The organism is Sphingobium sp. AntQ-1, assembly GCF_028538045.1.
In the GTDB taxonomy this organism is placed as follows: domain Bacteria; phylum Pseudomonadota; class Alphaproteobacteria; order Sphingomonadales; family Sphingomonadaceae; genus Sphingobium; species Sphingobium cupriresistens.
Genome location: NZ_CP117158.1, coordinates 1,488,948 through 1,502,965 on the forward strand (window position 1 = coordinate 1,488,948; position 14,018 = coordinate 1,502,965).

15 protein-coding genes and 1 pseudogene are annotated in these 14,018 nt (G+C 66.1%); 8 read left to right on the forward strand and 8 right to left on the reverse strand.

The window, feature by feature from the left end:
* Nucleotides 1-72 precede the first annotated feature (72 nt).
* Nucleotides 73-1,236, reverse strand: coding sequence for a phosphoserine transaminase (locus sphantq_RS07335; protein ID WP_066606188.1), 1,164 nt, complete (start codon nt 1,234-1,236; stop codon nt 73-75).
* A 158-nt stretch (nt 1,237-1,394) separates the two neighbouring features.
* Between sphantq_RS07335 and sphantq_RS07340 the strand changes: the two genes are divergently transcribed.
* The 8 genes from sphantq_RS07340 (at nt 1,395) to sphantq_RS07375 (ending at nt 9,044) form a co-directional block, all read left to right on the forward strand.
* Nucleotides 1,395-2,081 carry an extensin family protein gene (locus sphantq_RS07340; protein WP_129926033.1) on the forward strand — a complete coding sequence of 229 codons (687 nt, stop codon included), beginning with the start codon at nt 1,395-1,397 and terminating at the stop codon, nt 2,079-2,081.
* Nucleotides 2,082-2,165: 84 nt separating this feature from the next.
* Nucleotides 2,166-3,044, forward strand: a complete 879-nt coding sequence (locus sphantq_RS07345) for a TIGR00730 family Rossman fold protein (RefSeq protein WP_066606194.1) — start codon at nt 2,166-2,168, stop codon at nt 3,042-3,044.
* A gap of 197 nt (nt 3,045-3,241) precedes the next feature.
* Complete coding sequence (locus tag sphantq_RS07350) at nt 3,242-3,913, forward strand: pyrimidine 5'-nucleotidase (RefSeq protein ID WP_066606201.1); 672 nt, start codon at nt 3,242-3,244, stop codon at nt 3,911-3,913.
* On the forward strand, nt 3,910-4,749 hold the full coding sequence (gene dapD, locus sphantq_RS07355; protein WP_272799932.1) for a 2,3,4,5-tetrahydropyridine-2,6-dicarboxylate N-succinyltransferase: 840 nt from the start codon (nt 3,910-3,912) through the stop codon (nt 4,747-4,749). The genes sphantq_RS07350 and dapD overlap by 4 nt, the downstream gene beginning before the upstream one ends.
* 232 nt (nt 4,750-4,981) lie before the next feature.
* Nucleotides 4,982-6,226, forward strand: coding sequence for a glycosyl transferase (locus sphantq_RS07360; protein WP_272799933.1), 1,245 nt, complete (start codon nt 4,982-4,984; stop codon nt 6,224-6,226).
* Nucleotides 6,219-7,364, forward strand: coding sequence for a glycosyltransferase family 4 protein (locus tag sphantq_RS07365; protein WP_272799934.1), 1,146 nt, complete (start codon nt 6,219-6,221; stop codon nt 7,362-7,364). The genes sphantq_RS07360 and sphantq_RS07365 overlap by 8 nt, the downstream gene beginning before the upstream one ends.
* The gene (locus tag sphantq_RS07370) at nt 7,364-8,356 is read left to right on the forward strand and encodes a sulfotransferase (protein WP_272799935.1); all 993 of its coding nucleotides are present in this window, start codon (nt 7,364-7,366) and stop codon (nt 8,354-8,356) included. Before sphantq_RS07365 ends, sphantq_RS07370 begins: the two co-directional genes overlap by 1 nt.
* Nucleotides 8,319-9,044 carry a winged helix-turn-helix domain-containing protein gene (locus sphantq_RS07375; RefSeq protein ID WP_272799936.1) on the forward strand — a complete coding sequence of 242 codons (726 nt, stop codon included), beginning with the start codon at nt 8,319-8,321 and terminating at the stop codon, nt 9,042-9,044. The genes sphantq_RS07370 and sphantq_RS07375 overlap by 38 nt, the downstream gene beginning before the upstream one ends.
* Nucleotides 9,045-9,047: 3 nt before the next feature.
* Here sphantq_RS07375 and sphantq_RS07380 read toward each other — a convergent pair whose 3' ends face one another.
* The 7 genes and pseudogenes from sphantq_RS07380 to sphantq_RS07410 all read right to left on the reverse strand — a co-directional run.
* Nucleotides 9,048-10,037 carry a DUF2891 domain-containing protein gene (locus tag sphantq_RS07380; protein WP_272799937.1) on the reverse strand — a complete coding sequence of 330 codons (990 nt, stop codon included), beginning with the start codon at nt 10,035-10,037 and terminating at the stop codon, nt 9,048-9,050.
* Nucleotides 10,034-10,969, reverse strand: a complete 936-nt coding sequence (locus sphantq_RS07385; protein ID WP_272799938.1) for a DUF979 domain-containing protein — start codon at nt 10,967-10,969, stop codon at nt 10,034-10,036. Before sphantq_RS07385 ends, sphantq_RS07380 begins: the two co-directional genes overlap by 4 nt.
* Nucleotides 10,966-11,643: a DUF969 domain-containing protein gene (locus sphantq_RS07390; protein ID WP_272800197.1), complete on the reverse strand. Its 678-nt coding sequence runs from the start codon at nt 11,641-11,643 to the stop codon at nt 10,966-10,968. The genes sphantq_RS07385 and sphantq_RS07390 overlap by 4 nt, the downstream gene beginning before the upstream one ends.
* Nucleotides 11,644-11,661: 18 nt before the next feature.
* Nucleotides 11,662-12,240 (reverse strand): PAS domain-containing protein, encoded by a 579-nt coding sequence (locus sphantq_RS07395; RefSeq protein WP_066606215.1) that lies wholly within the window; start codon nt 12,238-12,240, stop codon nt 11,662-11,664.
* 106 nt (nt 12,241-12,346) lie between these two features.
* Nucleotides 12,347-12,940: a nitroreductase family protein gene (locus sphantq_RS07400; protein ID WP_066606217.1), complete on the reverse strand. Its 594-nt coding sequence runs from the start codon at nt 12,938-12,940 to the stop codon at nt 12,347-12,349.
* 79 nt (nt 12,941-13,019) lie between these two features.
* Nucleotides 13,020-13,205: a hypothetical protein gene (locus tag sphantq_RS07405; protein ID WP_066606223.1), complete on the reverse strand. Its 186-nt coding sequence runs from the start codon at nt 13,203-13,205 to the stop codon at nt 13,020-13,022.
* Between the two features lie 172 nt (nt 13,206-13,377).
* Nucleotides 13,378-13,688: pseudogene (locus sphantq_RS07410) on the reverse strand (cation diffusion facilitator family transporter); the annotation flags it as partial.
* Nucleotides 13,689-14,018: the final 330 nt, after the last annotated feature.

Here is a 14,018-nt window from a genome sequence, read left to right on the forward strand (position 1 = left end):
CTCGACGTTGCACCTATCGATAGGGCTGGAGATGGACTCCCGCCTTCGCGGGAATGACGACAATTATGAGAGTTAAGCGGCAGCCTTGGTCTGGGCATAGGCCCAGTCGAGCCACGGCCCCAGCGCTTCGATATCCGCCGTTTCGACGGTCGCGCCGCACCAGATGCGCAGGCCGGCCGGGGCATCGCGATAACCGGCGATGTCAAAGGCGGCGCCTTCCTTTTCGAGGAGGGCGGCGAAGGCCTTGATGAAGGCTTCGTCGGCGCCTTCGACGGTCAGGCAGACGCTGGTCTTCGACCGCGACGCTTCGTCGACGGCGAGATGGCCGAGCCAGTCGCGCTCCGCGACGATCTTGCCCAGCGCGGCGGCATTGGCGTCGCTGCGCGCGATCAGGCCGGCCGAACCGCCCAGCGACTTGCCCCATTCCAGCGCGAAGATCGCATCTTCAACCGCCAGCATGGACGGCGTGTTGATGGTTTCGCCCTTGAACACGCCTTCGGCCAGCTTGCCCTTCGACACCAGGCGGAACACCTTGGGCAGCGGCCAGGCGGGGGTGTAGGTTTCGAGGCGTTCGACCGCGCGCGGGCCGAGGATCAGCACGCCATGGCCGCCTTCGCCGCCCAGCACCTTTTGCCAGGAGAAGGTGGCGACGTCGATCTTCGCCCAGTCGATGTCATAGGCGAACACCGCGCTGGTGGCGTCGGCAAAGGTCAGGCCCTCGCGATCGGCGGGAATGAAGTCCGCATTCGGCACGCGCACGCCCGACGTGGTGCCGTTCCAGGTGAACAGCACGTCGTTGCTGAAATCGACGGCGCTCAGATCGGGCAACTGGCCATAATCGGCGCGGATGACGGTCGGGTCCAGCTTCAACTGCTTGGCGGCGTCGGTCACCCAGCCTTCGCCGAAACTTTCCCACGCGATGGTGGTGACGGGGCGGGCGCCCAGCATCGTCCACATCGCCATTTCGAACGCGCCGGTGTCGGACCCCGGCACGATGCCGATGCGGTGGGTGTCGGGCAGGTTCAGCAGCTCGCGCATCAGGTCGATGCTGTAAGCGAGGCGAGTCTTGCCGATCTTGGCGCGATGCGAGCGGCCGAGCGAGTCGGTGGCCAGCTTGTCGGCGCTCCAGCCAGGCGGCTTGGCGCAGGGACCGGAAGAGAAAAAGGGGCGGGCCGGACGAGTTGCGGGCTTTGCGGCAGGCGCAAGGGTGGCGTCAACGGCAGTCATATCAGTCATGTAGCGTCTCCTTACAGAGAGCAGCGCGGCGTTGGGACCGCGTGGCCCGTCGGCGGCACTAGTCGCCGCGAAAAAAGAGTCAAGCCGTTTGTCGAAATGCGACGAACGGTGCGAGCGGTTAACTTTCGTAAAGATTCACGATGGTAAACACCTGATTCATGGAAGAGCGGGCGACAGAAACGGGATTTTTGCGCGGCGCGGCCCTGGCCGTGCTTTGCGCAATCATGCTGAACGCATGTGGCGGCGACCTGGTCCCGCGTGGCCGCGTAGCGAACATATCCAAGCCCCCGCCAGCCCGCGCCCCGGCGCAACCCGCGCTGGAAACGCGCCAATGTTTCGCCAAACTCCAATCGCAGGCGGTGGCTTTCACCCCCCTGCCCGACCGCAATTTCGGCGGCGGGTGCAGCGCGGTGAACAGTGTTAAATTGATCGACATAGGCGTGCCGACAACCGGCATCGGCGCGATGACGTGCAATCTGGCCGCCAATTTCGCCGCCTGGGCGCGCTATGGCGTGCAGCCGGCTGCGCGGGTGATCTTCGGCGCGGAGATCGAGAAGATCGAGACGTTCGGCACCTATAATTGCCGCCCGATCGCGGGCAGCGGCAAATTGTCCGAACATGCGCACAGCAATGCGATCGACGTGTCCGCCTTCATCCTGAGCGATGGCCGGCGCATCAGCATCCAGAAGGACTGGAACGGCGACCGGCAGACCCGCCAGTTCCTGACGCTCGTCCACGCCAGCGCCTGCAAGCGGTTCAACACCGTCCTCAGTCCCGACTACAATGCTGCGCATCACGACCATTTCCATTTCGACATGGGCGGGCGTGGGGGGTTCTGCCGTTAGAATAACAGCACCGTGGCTGCCCCGCGCCTTTATTGGAACGATGCAGACTTGGATTTGTCGCGGACGCGCACTAAGTTGGCGCCAATGACGAAAAAAGACATTGAAGAACGTAAATTCCGCCCAGCCCGCGAAGAGGCCGATGACGCGAAGAAGCAGGTCGGCACCCCCCAGACGCAGAGCGCTGCCTATAGACTCGCCTTTCAGGACAGCGAATTTCTGCTGCGCGAAGACCTGCGCCCGGTCCGTTTCCAGCTGGAATTATTGAAGCCCCAATTGCTGATGGACGAGGCGCAGATCGAATCGACCTTCGTCTTCTACGGCTCGGCACGCATCCCCGAACCCGATCAGGCGCAGGCGCGGATCGACGCCGCCACGACCCCGGAGCAGAAGCGGATCGCGGAAAATCTGGGCGCCAAGGCCCGCTATTATGAAGAAGCGCGCAAACTCGCCCGGATCGCCGCCCAATATCCGGTCAATGCGGAAGGATGCCGCCACTTCGTCGTCTGTTCGGGCGGCGGCCCATCGATCATGGAAGCCGCCAATCGCGGCGCGCAGGATGTCGGCCAGACCACGATCGGCATGAACATCGTCCTGCCGCATGAACAGGCGCCCAACCGCTTCGTGACGCCGGAGCTGAGCTTCCAATTCCATTATTTCGCGCTGCGCAAGATGCATTTCCTGTTGCGCGCCCGCGCGCTCGCAGTCTTCCCCGGCGGCTTCGGCACGTTCGACGAGATGTTCGAACTGCTGACCCTGATCCAGACCGGCAAGATGAAGCCGATCCCCATCTTGCTGTTCGGCAAGGATTTCTGGAACCGGGTGGTGGATTTCGAGGCGCTGGCGGACGAAGGCGTGATTGCGCACAGCGACCTCAACCTGCTGACTTGGGTCGAAACGGCGGAGGACGCCTGGACTGCGGTGCAGGCTTTCTATGAGGACAGTGAATCGTTGGCCTGCGGCTGAAACCCTCTCCCCTGAGAGGGGAGCGAGACTTGGCGGCTTTGCCGCCTAGTCGCAGCCGGAGAGGGGCCGCGTACCCCTCCTTCCCCTCTTCCAACTCCGCCTGACCGGCGGCGCCGGCAAAGCTCCATATCCTTCTTCCCTGCGGTTAGAAGGGTTAGTGGCTTGCCCTCCGCCGCTTGCCGCTTTAGGGCGCGGCCATGCGCGCAGATATGGCCCATATCGACAGCTGGATCTTCGATCTGGACAATACGCTCTACCCGGCGAAAGCGGACCTGTTCGCGCTGATAGACGTGAAGATGGGCGAGTTTATCCAGGGGTTGCTCGGCTGCGACCCGGTCGAGGCGCGGGCGGTCCAGAAACGCTATTTTATCGATCATGGCACCACCCTGTCCGGGCTGATGCGCCATCATGGCATCGAACCGCGCGAATTTCTCGACTATGTCCATGACATTTCGATGGATCGGCTGGCGGTCGATCCTGCGCTCAACGCCCGGATCGCCGCGCTGCCGGGCCGCCGCCTGATCTTCACCAATGGCGACGCCGCCTATGCCGCGCGCGTGCTCGACAAGCTCGGCTTGGCGCAAGCGTTCGAATTGATCCACGACATCCACGCCTGCCAATATGTGCCCAAGCCTGACCCCGCGGGCTATGCGGACCTGTGCCGCATCCATGCGGTCGATCCCACCCGCGCCGCCTTTTTCGAAGACATGGCCCGCAACCTGCGGCCCGCCAAGGCGATCGGCATGACCACCATCTGGGTCAATAATGGCTCGGAAGCGGGCAATCACGACCATCATCCCGACTTCATCGATTATGAAACCAACCATCTGACGCCATTTCTGGCCGCCATCCTTGGGGAGCATCCATGAGCCAAGACCTGCAAGCCACCATCGACGCCGCGTGGGAAGACCGCGCCAATGTCAGCCTGACCACGCAGGGCGCCATCCGCGACGCCGTCAATGCAGCGCTGGCCCTGCTCGACAGCGGCAAGGGCCGCGTCGCCGAACCCACCGCCGATGGCTGGCAGGTCAACCAGTGGCTCAAAAAGGCGGTACTGCTCTCCTTCCGCCTGAACGACAACGCCCTGATCGACAACGGCCCCGGCGGCGGTTTCTGGTGGGACAAGGTGCCCAGCAAGTTCGCGGGCTGGGGCGAGGCGGAGTTCCGCGCAGCCGGTTTCCGCGCGGTGCCCGGCGCCTTCGCCCGCGCCGGCGCGCATATCGCCAAGAACGCGATCCTGATGCCCAGCTTCGTCAACATCGGCGCGTTCGTCGATGAAGGCACGATGGTCGACGCCTGGGTGACGGTCGGTAGCTGCGCCCAGATCGGCAAGAATGTCCATCTGTCGGGCGGCGTCGGCATCGGCGGCGTGCTGGAGCCGCTCCAGGCCGATCCGGTCATCATCGAGGACGACTGCTTCATCGGCGCCCGCTCCGAAGTGGTCGAAGGCGTGCGCATCGGCAAGGGATCGGTCCTGTCGATGGGCGTGTTCATCGGCCAGTCGACCAAGATCATCGATCGCGCGACCGGCGAAATCTTCATGGGCGAAGTGCCGCCCTATTCCGTCATCGTCCCCGGTTCGCTCCCCGGCAAGCCGCTGCCCGACGGCACGCCCGGCCCCAGCCTCTATTGCGCCGTGATCGTCAAGCGCGTGGATGCCCAGACGCGGTCCAAGACCGGCATCAACGAGCTGCTGCGCGACTAAAATAGTGCGACATCCGTTCGTTTCGAGCGACGTCGAGAAACCATGCGGCGCGTTTCCCGCTTCTCGACACGCTCGAAGCGAACGGACGTTGAACCATAGCCCTTCTATGGCGCTGCCCGGCCGCTACGTCGCGCTAATGTTGCAGGGCGTCCACGCCCTGACGCACGCTGAAATCCCCCCGCGATAAACGCAGGGCATTTCTCCATTCGGGTCTGATCGAATGGAGTTTATCATGGGACGCGACTGGTTCGACCGGAGCGATGCTGCGGCGTTGGCCCCGCCACAACGGCTGTGCTTCTTCTTCAACGCGCAAATCCACCAGCTATTCCACGCCCTGCCGGTCGCGATCGAACTGTCGCGCGACCCCGCCTTCGCCGTGGACGTCATGGCCGCGACCGACGACCATCTGGCGCTGGCGCGCGACATCGCCGCCACCCGCGGGGCCGGGGCGATCCGCTTCCTGCGGTGCGGCGGGCGCTGGCTGGACGCGCTGGCCGGGCTGACCGGCGGGACGATCCCGCCCAAACTGGCCGTCCTGCTCGCCGCGCGGGGCAAGCTCGTCGATTATGACGCGATCGTCGTGCCCGAACGCACATCATTGCTGCTCAAGCGGCTGGGCCTGTCGCGCACCCGCTTCATCCACACCTGCCATGGCGCAGGCGACCGGGCGGTCGGCTATGACCGGCGCATCGCCCGGTTCGACTTCGTCCTGCTGGCCGGCGAAAAGCAGCGGCGGCGGATGCTGGACGAAGGGCTGATCCGCGAGGGCCATTATGCCATCACCGGCTACAGCAAGTTCGACCTGACCGGTCCCAAAAGCGACCGCCAGCGCCTGTTCGCACAGGACCGGCCGGTCATTCTCTACAATCCGCATTTCTCGCCCCGCCTCTCCTCCTGGCCGGCCATGGGGGAGGATGTCATCCGCCAGTTCGCGCAGGACGACCGGTTCAACCTGATCGTCGCGCCGCACATCCGCCTGTTCGACAATCGGCGACGCCGCGCCGCGATGGAGCGCCGCCTCGCCGATATCGGGCGCCTGCCCCATGTCCATATCGACCTGGGCAGCCGGGCCAGCATCGACATGCGCTATGTCCACATGGCCTCGCTCTATCTGGGCGACGTCTCCAGCCAGATCTACGAATATCTCGCCCGCCCACGCCCCTGCCTGTTCCTGAACGGCCATCGCGCGGATTGGCAGGAGGACCGCAGCTATGGCCATTGGCGTTACGGTCCGGTGCTGGAGTCGGCGCAGGGCATCGCCGATGCGGCGGCCGACGCCATCGCCAGCCACACCGCCTATGCGGAGGCGCAGCGGCAAGGCGTCGCCCGCACGTTCGACGCGCTTGGCGACGCTCTTGGCGACGCCGCCAGCGTCCGCGCGGCGCGGGCGCTGACCCATTATCTCGCGCGCAGCCAGTCGGTGGCGCGCCCCGCCCTGGATGGCCTCCCCCGGCTGGAGCGGGCCGCCCATGTCTGACTCGCCTGCATCACTCTGGATCGTCGCCCGCGTCTACGCACCCGATGAGGGCGGCGTGCAGACCTATGCGCGCGAAGTCGCCCGCGCCTATGCCGCGCAGGGACGCCGCGTCACCATCTTCGCCAAATCCTCCGCCGGCCCACGCCGGGTGCGACAGGACGGGATCGATCTGATCGATGTCGGCGTGGCGTCTATGCTGGCGGTCTATGCCCGGCTGTTCCGAGCGATGCTCGGCGCCTGGATCGGCGGCGATCGCCCTGCCCTGATCCATGCCTGCACCTGGCGCGCGGCGCTGCCCGCTTTGCTCTTCCCGCGTCCGCTGGTCGTCACCGTCCATGGCCGGGAGGTCGGGCGGCCACGCGGAATCGCGCTGCTGCTGTTGCGGCTGGTGCTGCATCGCGCGCGGCGGATCGTCGCGGTCAGCGACGTGACGCGCACGCTGTTGCTGGGTCGCCTGCCCCATCTGGCGGCCCGCACCATCACCGCCTGGAACGGCGTGGTCATGCCGGCCGATCGCGCGCCCACCGCCTTTGCGCGGGGCGCGGGCGGCGCGCAATTGCTCACCGTCTGCCGCCTCGTCGCGCGCAAGAATATCGCCGCCGCCGTGCGGGCGGTCGCCGGCTGTGTTCAGGACGGCGCGCATCTGCGCCATGTCATCATCGGCCGCGGCATCGATTCGGTGCGGGTGCGCGAGACGATCCGCCATTGCGGCCTCGACGGCGTGGTCACCATGGCCGGCTATGTATCGACCGCCGACCTGGCCGACGCCTATGCGGCCGCCGACATCTTCCTGCACCCCCAGATCGCGATGGAGGATGGCGCGGAAATCGAGGGATTCGGCCTGTCGGTGGCCGACGCCATGGCGCAGGGGCTGGCGTGCATCGTCGGCCGCGATGGCGGCCCGGCCGAATTCGTCCGCGACGGCGTGACCGGCCTCGTCGTCGATGGCCAGTCGATCGACGCGATCCGCACCGCGCTCGACCGGCTGGTCGCCGACCCGGCCTTGTGCCGCCGGATCGGCGACAGAGCGCGCGCCTGGGCGGCGGACAGCCTGTCCTGGGACCGGCATTGCCGCCTTTGCCTGGGCCAAGGCGATGCGGATGTGGTCATGTCTGCAACCCTGGCGAAAGCCGCCTGATGGCTGCGATCGTCCATATCGGCTATCACAAGACCGGCACGACCTGGTTCCAGGACAGCTTCTACCCGGCCATCCGCAACCGTCGCTACATCCCGCGCGCCACCGTGCGCGCCGCCTTCCTCGACGTCGGCGCGCTGCATTTCGATCCGGCGGCGGCGCGGCGGCGGCTGGGCGACGCGCCTGACGATATGATCTTGTGCGAGGAAAATCTGACCGGCGGGCTGCATAATGGCGGCCTGGCCGGCAACCTCAGCAAGGATGTCGCCGATCGCATCCGCCGCACCCTGCCCGATGCGCAGATCGTCATCTTCGTGCGCGATCCGCTGTCGGCGATCGTGTCGGCCTGGCTGCAATATGTGAAGGGCGGCGGCACCTTCGGCCTCAAACGCTATCTGTTCGGCCGCGATTCGCTCAGCCCGGTGGCGCCCGAACGCGACGAGGCGCCGGGCTTCCGCCTCGACCATTTCGACACGATCCGCCTGATCGCCCATTATGACGCGCTGTTCGGGCCGGACCGCGTCCATGTCTTTCGCTATGAGGATTTCCGCGCCGATCCGCGCGGCTTCGCCGCCGCCTATGCCGCGCGCTTCGGGCTGGACGTGGACCTTGCCCATATCGACTGGCGCGCGCGCAACCCTTCGCTCAGCCGCCCGCTGCTCTGGCTGGCGCGGGCGATGAACCTGTTCACCCGCCGCGCCGTCGCCGACAAAAGCTGGCTGATCGACATTCCCGGCTGGTACGGCGTCAGTCGCCGCCTGCTGCGCCGCGCCAATGCGTCCGGCCGGTTCGGCCGTCCGCTGGCGACGCACGACCTGCTGGACGCTGCGCTGGGCGACCGGCTGCGCGCCCATTTCGCACCGGGCGAGCAATTGCTGGCGGCGCGACTGCAATGGCAACTGCGCGTGGACAATCAGGACAGGACGGTTTTGCGCTGGCGGCAGCGTCCTTGCGGGCATGACGATCTCGCACAGTCGCCTTCTCATCGTCGATAACGACAGCGCCCAGCTCGCCCAGTTGGCCGATAATTTCGCCCGCTACGGCCTGATCGTGGTAGGCGTGGAAACCCCGTTGCAGATGCGCGCGGCGCTGGCGCAGCATGATTATGCGCTGGTGGTGCTCGACCCCGCCATCGCCCCGGAACAGGGGGCGGCGCTGCTGCACGAACTGGCGATCGAGCGCCGCCTGCCGGTGATCGTCCATAGCGCCGCCTGCGGCGAAGCGGACCGGATCGCCGCGCTGGAGCTGGGCGCGGAGGATTGCCTGTGCAAACCCGCCAACCCGCGCGAACTGCTGGCCCGCATCCGCGCCGCGCTACGCGGCCGGATGGCGCCGGGCGCGCCCCTGAACGCCGCCGCTACCGCACGCAGCTTCGCCTCGTTCGACGGCTGGCGCGTGGACATGACCACCGGCCAGCTATTCGATCCGAAAGGAACGGCCGTGTCCCTCTCGGACGGCGAATTTCAGCTATTGCGCGTCTTTGTCGAACATCCGCGCCAGGTGCTGGACCGCAGCCGCCTGCTCGACCGCGTCCATGGCGCGACCGCCGACCATTATGACCGGTCGATCGATGTCCAGCTCTGCCGCCTGCGCCGCAAACTGTCCGCCAGCGGCCTGAAAGGCCCGGTCATCCGCACCATCCGCAACGAAGGCTATATGTTCGTCCATGCCGTGACGAACTGACCCCTATTCCAGCGCCAGCAGGGCGAAGGTGGCGAGCCAATGTTCGCCCATATAATCGCCCGCGACATGGGGCAGGCTGGCGGCGACATGCACCCGCGTGGCGTCCTGCGCCAACAGGGCCACCGCATCGTCCGGCCCCAGCGCGGCGGCGATCGCCCGCCAGCACCAGGCGCGGCTGAGGTTCAGACCGTCGAGATGCGCGATCTTGCCGTCGCTGCGGTCCGACACGGTGGCGGGCGTGAACAAAGTGGCCGGTTCGCCCTGCGCCAGGTCGGGCAGGAAGCCGTGGAACCAGTCGGCAAAGGCCGGGCGGTCCAGCAACCGGCTCATCAGCAACGCCTCGCACAGCGCGGGCGAGAGAAATTCATCACCGCCCGGCTCCCACGCCTGGCATCCCCGGTCCCGCCCGAACCAGCCCAGCGCCTTGTCGCGGATCAGCGAGACCAGCGCCGGATCGCGCGTCTCCGCCCAGTCCAGCGTCAGCGTCAGCGCGAAGGCGATGTTGAAATGGGTGCCGACCCGCAGCGGATAGGTCAGCTTGGGCAGGAAAGCATGGAAACGCGCGGCAAAAGCCCCCGCCAGCGGCGCGAAGGCTTCCGCCCAGGGCGCGTCATGCCGCGCCAGTTCATCGTGCAGCGCCAGCGCCCAGGCCCAGCCATAGGGCCGCTCGAACCCGGTGCTCAGCGGCCGGTGCAGAAAGGCCAACTCCCCCGCAACCTTGTCCCGCACCAGCATCGCGTCGGCCCGCGCCCGGATCGCGCCCGCCTGCGCCATGTCGGGGAACAGGCGCATCAGCCGCGTCACCTGCCACCAGCCATGGACGCAGCTATGCCAGTCGAAACTGCCATGGAAGATCGGATGATGCTCCTCCGGCGGGCGCGCATCCTGTGGCCCGCCCATCACCAGGTCCATCTTGTAGGGATAGCACCGCCCCAGATGCGACAGGGTCAGCGCGGCGAAACGGTTGGCGATGTCGGGCGTCAGAAGCGTCATGGGAAAGCCAGCCAGTAGATGAGCGCGATGTTGACGATCAGCAGCGGGACGGCGGTGCCGACCTGCCGCTTGATGACGCCATGCTTGTCCTTCAGTTCCAGCAGGGCGGCGGGGACCAGGTTGAAATTGGCCGCCATCGGCGTCAGCAAGGTGCCGCAGAAACCCGTCAGCATCCCGATGGCGCACACGATGGCGGGGTCACCATGATAGGTGCGGATCAACAGCGGAATACCGATCGCTGCGGTCATCACCGGGAAGGCGGCGAAGGCGTTGCCCATGACCATGGTGAACAGAGCCATGCCGAGGCCATAGGCGATCACTGCGCCGAGCAGGCTGCCCTGCGGGATCGCCTGTTGCACGATGCTGCCCACGACATCACCGACCCCCGCCAGCGCAAACACCGCGCCCAGGCTGGCCAGCATCTGCGGCAGGATCGCGGCCCAGCCGACACAGTCCATCAGCCGCCGCCCCTGCTGCAACGGCACGCTCGCCCCGGCGCGCAGCCACAGGCAGCCCACCATCATCGCTACAGCCACCCCCAGCGCCAGCGCGATCAGCGTCGCCTGTTTCGCGTCGAACCAGCCTGGCGCAGCCTTGAACAGGAACGTCCCGGCCAGCGCCGTAACCGGGATGATGAGCGCGATGGCGAACAACCGGTTGCCGAAGCGATCGGCCCGCGCCTGCCGCACCTCCGGCGGCACCACGCCATCGCCCCGGCCAAGCCCCAGTGCGCCCAGCGCGACCAGGCCCAGCACCAGCACGCCATTGCCCAGGTCGCCCAGCGCGTCGCCCGCCCACATGGATGTCGCGAGCAATGCCCAGAAAGCGGACGTCGTCCAGCGGCGCGGGTTCCCCCGATCGGCCACGCCCAGCAGCGCAAAAGCGGCGAACACCGCGCCCGCCAGCGCATAGACCCAGTGCAGCGTGATCATGGCGCGCGCTCCGCCCGGATGCGGGCCAGTCGCTTGTCGAGCCGCCACAGGCGAAAGCCGTGGATCAGCAGCGCGGCGATCGCCGTCGGGATCGCCCAGACCGAGAGCTGGAGCGGCTCCAGGCTGATGCCATATTGCTCCAGCAGCCCCTTGATCAGCAGGATGGAACCGATCGCCAGGAAAATATCCTCGCCAAAGAACAGCCCGACATTGTCGGTCGCCGCGGCCCAGGCCTTAATCTTCTCGCGCTCATCCTCATGCAGTTGACCCGCCTGGGTTTCCGCCGCCGCCTCGGCGATCGGCGCGACCAGCGGGCGCACAGTCTGGGGATGCCCCGCGACCGACGTCAGCCCGACCGCAGCCAGCACCTGCCGCAGGATCAGGTAGAAGGTCAGGAATCGCCCGACCGTCGCCCCGCGCATCTTCGCGATCAGCCCGCGCGCCCGCTCCTGCAATCCATGCGCCTCCAGCAGGCCGACGACCGGCAGCACGATCCAGATGATGCTGACATAGCGCGCCTCGTTGAACGCCTTGCCGAACGCCGCCAGGATCGCCAGCGGATCAAGACCCGCGGCCAGGCCCGTGACGATCGCCGACGCCAGGATCACCAGCAGCGGATGGAAACGCAGCAGAAAGCCGGCCACGATGATCGCAATGCCCAGCAACACCATCAGCGATACGCCCGCGCCATCCTACAGCCCCGCCTCGATCGCCAGCCTTATGCCCTCCGCCGCGGTGCGCACGTTCAGCGCGCGCAGCATCGCGGCGCGGTGCATCTTCACCGTGCGTTCGGTCAGGCCCAGATCATAGGCGATCTGCTTGTTCAGGCGCCCTTGCGCCATGCCGACCAGCACCGCGCGCTGGCGCTGGGTCAGCGTGCCGATCAGCGCGATGGCGTCGTCCGCGCGCTGACTCGCCGCCGCTTCGACCGCCATCTGCGATCCCAGAAAATAGTTAAGCGTCCCGTCCGCGCCGAAAATCGGCGCGATCATCAGCGCATTGCGAAAAGGGGTGCCGTCCTTGCGATAATTGAGCAGTTCGACCAGCGCCGGTCGGTTGTCGCGGATAGCGGCGCGGATCATGTCGGTGCTCGCACCGTCCGTGTCCGCCCCCCGCAGGAAACGGCAATTGCGGCCGACAATTTCGTCGCGGGCATAGCCCGTCAGCGCCATGAAGGCGTCGTTGCAGTCGACGATCGGATTGTCGGGCAATCGTGGATTCGTCACGACGGCGGGGACGGCGCTTTCGGCGATCATTGCGGACAGGGACATGGACGACAGGCACTCATGGGACAAAGGCGCGCCGCCGATGCGACGCCCTTCGCCATCGTGCCTCAAATACCCCACTCACCGCAAGGCGAGCGAGCGATATCCTATGTCAGCCCGCGAAATTGCCTGAATGGGCGAACGCCTCGATCGGTTTGCGGTCGCTGGGCTCCTCGCGCGCCTGCAACGCTTCGGGCAGCACCGCCTTGTCGCCCTGCCGGCCGATCGCGACCGCCGCCTCGATGCGGAAACGCTCCGGCACCGCCAGTTCGGCGCGCGCCTTGTCGAAATCGACGCCGGTCATGCCATGGGTGTGATAGCCCAGCCGCGTCGCCTGCAACGCCAGCAGCGCCCAGGCCGCGCCCGCATCGAAACTATGGCTGTGCGAGGGTTTATAATCCTCCGACCCCGGCGCCGCCATCAGCGTGTCGGACAGAATGAAGACGATTGCGCCCGCATTTTGCACCCAGGCCTGGTTGAAGGGCAGCAGCAAGCGCAGGAAGCGCGACCAGTCGGCGCTGTCGCGATGAGCATAGAGGAAGCGCCAGGGCTGATAGTTGAACGCCGACGGCGCCCAGCGGGCTGCATCAAAGATGGTGTCGAGATCGTCCTGCGCAATTGCGGAGGAATCGAAAGCGCGCGGCGACCAGCGCTCCAGAAACAGGCTGTCGACGGCGCGGGTTACGGCGCGGGGGTTGGTGGCCATGCTAACTCCTGGGAAAGGGGCGAAAAGGAATGAGACGCCGATCTAGGCCGTCTTTCGCGATCGCGAAATGATCGATCCGTCAATTCACCGTTTCGCGCAAAGGCACAGCATTGTCGTCCAGACCGGACAATGGGAGCAGCGCGTCGGCGTGCCCCTCGATCAGCACGACCAACGGTTCGCGCAACAGGGCCTGCGCCAGACGCGCGCGCCAGCGCCCGAACATATTGTCGGCAACCTGGCCATCCTGCTCCCGCCTGTCCTGCATAACTGCTCCGCGCCGACCCATGCGTCTTATCTATCGATCTTATAGAGAAGCGTCCTGCAAGCAATGCTCAGGCGTGCGACAGAAAATTTTGAGCGTCGCGCGACCGCCGCCTGCGCGACCTGGCGTCGCAATGCCTGTCTGCCGTCCCTTTTTGGTTAGGTCGAACGGCTTTCTACTGTTTTTCCGGCCGGTCATAGATGGATGTCAGTTCCGGCATGGCGCGTTTGAGTCCCGCTTCGATCGCTTCGATCAATATTTCACCCGCGCCCATGGTCAGCGCATCCTCGAAATCGGCGCTGATCGCGACGAAGACGGCGTCGGGCGCGGTGTGGAAGGTTTGACAGGATTGACCGCCATGATTTCCGGCCGACGCTCGATCGCGCGCCACATCTGTTCGATCAAGGCCGGGTCGGCGCTCTCTCCGATCAGCAGGCCCTTGGCTTCGCGGGCCAGCATGACGGCGACGAAGGCCAGCGCCAGGCCAGAGCGAAATGCGCCCATCGCCCGGCCCATGCGCCATGCCGCAGCAGGGACAGGCAAGGATAGCAGTCGGGGACAGGTGATACGCGCCCGAACGCCATCAGGCGCGGTCGCCCGCGGACATCGCTCCATACCGGCGTCGCATGACGCCGCACGACGCCAGAGCGCAATCAGGACGACAGCTTGCAATCTCATGATTTCGGGGAGAAAATTTGGCGGAGAGGGTGGGCTTAGAAGGTCCACATCTAAGAATTTGATATTAAAATCAATTCATTATGCCAAATGACTCTTTCCCACATCCTATACTGTGGATCGGCGTGCAAAAAGGACCCC

What these genes read in the sequence shown, in the direction of transcription:
- sphantq_RS07400 (WP_066606217.1), bottom strand. Translation starts at nt 12,940, where the DNA reads ATGGCCACCAACCCCCGCGCCGTAACCCGCGCCGTCGACAGCCTGTTT.
- sphantq_RS07340 (WP_129926033.1), top strand. Translation starts at nt 1,395, where the DNA reads ATGGAAGAGCGGGCGACAGAAACGGGATTTTTGCGCGGCGCGGCCCTG.
- sphantq_RS07395 (WP_066606215.1), bottom strand. Translation starts at nt 12,240, where the DNA reads ATGTCCCTGTCCGCAATGATCGCCGAAAGCGCCGTCCCCGCCGTCGTG.
- sphantq_RS07345 (WP_066606194.1), top strand. Translation starts at nt 2,166, where the DNA reads ATGACGAAAAAAGACATTGAAGAACGTAAATTCCGCCCAGCCCGCGAA.
- sphantq_RS07365 (WP_272799934.1), top strand. Translation starts at nt 6,219, where the DNA reads ATGTCTGACTCGCCTGCATCACTCTGGATCGTCGCCCGCGTCTACGCA.
- sphantq_RS07405 (WP_066606223.1), bottom strand. Translation starts at nt 13,205, where the DNA reads ATGCAGGACAGGCGGGAGCAGGATGGCCAGGTTGCCGACAATATGTTC.
- dapD (WP_272799932.1), top strand. Translation starts at nt 3,910, where the DNA reads ATGAGCCAAGACCTGCAAGCCACCATCGACGCCGCGTGGGAAGACCGC.
- sphantq_RS07335 (WP_066606188.1), bottom strand. Translation starts at nt 1,236, where the DNA reads ATGACTGATATGACTGCCGTTGACGCCACCCTTGCGCCTGCCGCAAAG.
- sphantq_RS07375 (WP_272799936.1), top strand. Translation starts at nt 8,319, where the DNA reads ATGACGATCTCGCACAGTCGCCTTCTCATCGTCGATAACGACAGCGCC.
- sphantq_RS07380 (WP_272799937.1), bottom strand. Translation starts at nt 10,037, where the DNA reads ATGACGCTTCTGACGCCCGACATCGCCAACCGTTTCGCCGCGCTGACC.
- sphantq_RS07385 (WP_272799938.1), bottom strand. Translation starts at nt 10,969, where the DNA reads ATGATCACGCTGCACTGGGTCTATGCGCTGGCGGGCGCGGTGTTCGCC.
- sphantq_RS07360 (WP_272799933.1), top strand. Translation starts at nt 4,982, where the DNA reads ATGGGACGCGACTGGTTCGACCGGAGCGATGCTGCGGCGTTGGCCCCG.
- sphantq_RS07350 (WP_066606201.1), top strand. Translation starts at nt 3,242, where the DNA reads ATGCGCGCAGATATGGCCCATATCGACAGCTGGATCTTCGATCTGGAC.
- sphantq_RS07370 (WP_272799935.1), top strand. Translation starts at nt 7,364, where the DNA reads ATGGCTGCGATCGTCCATATCGGCTATCACAAGACCGGCACGACCTGG.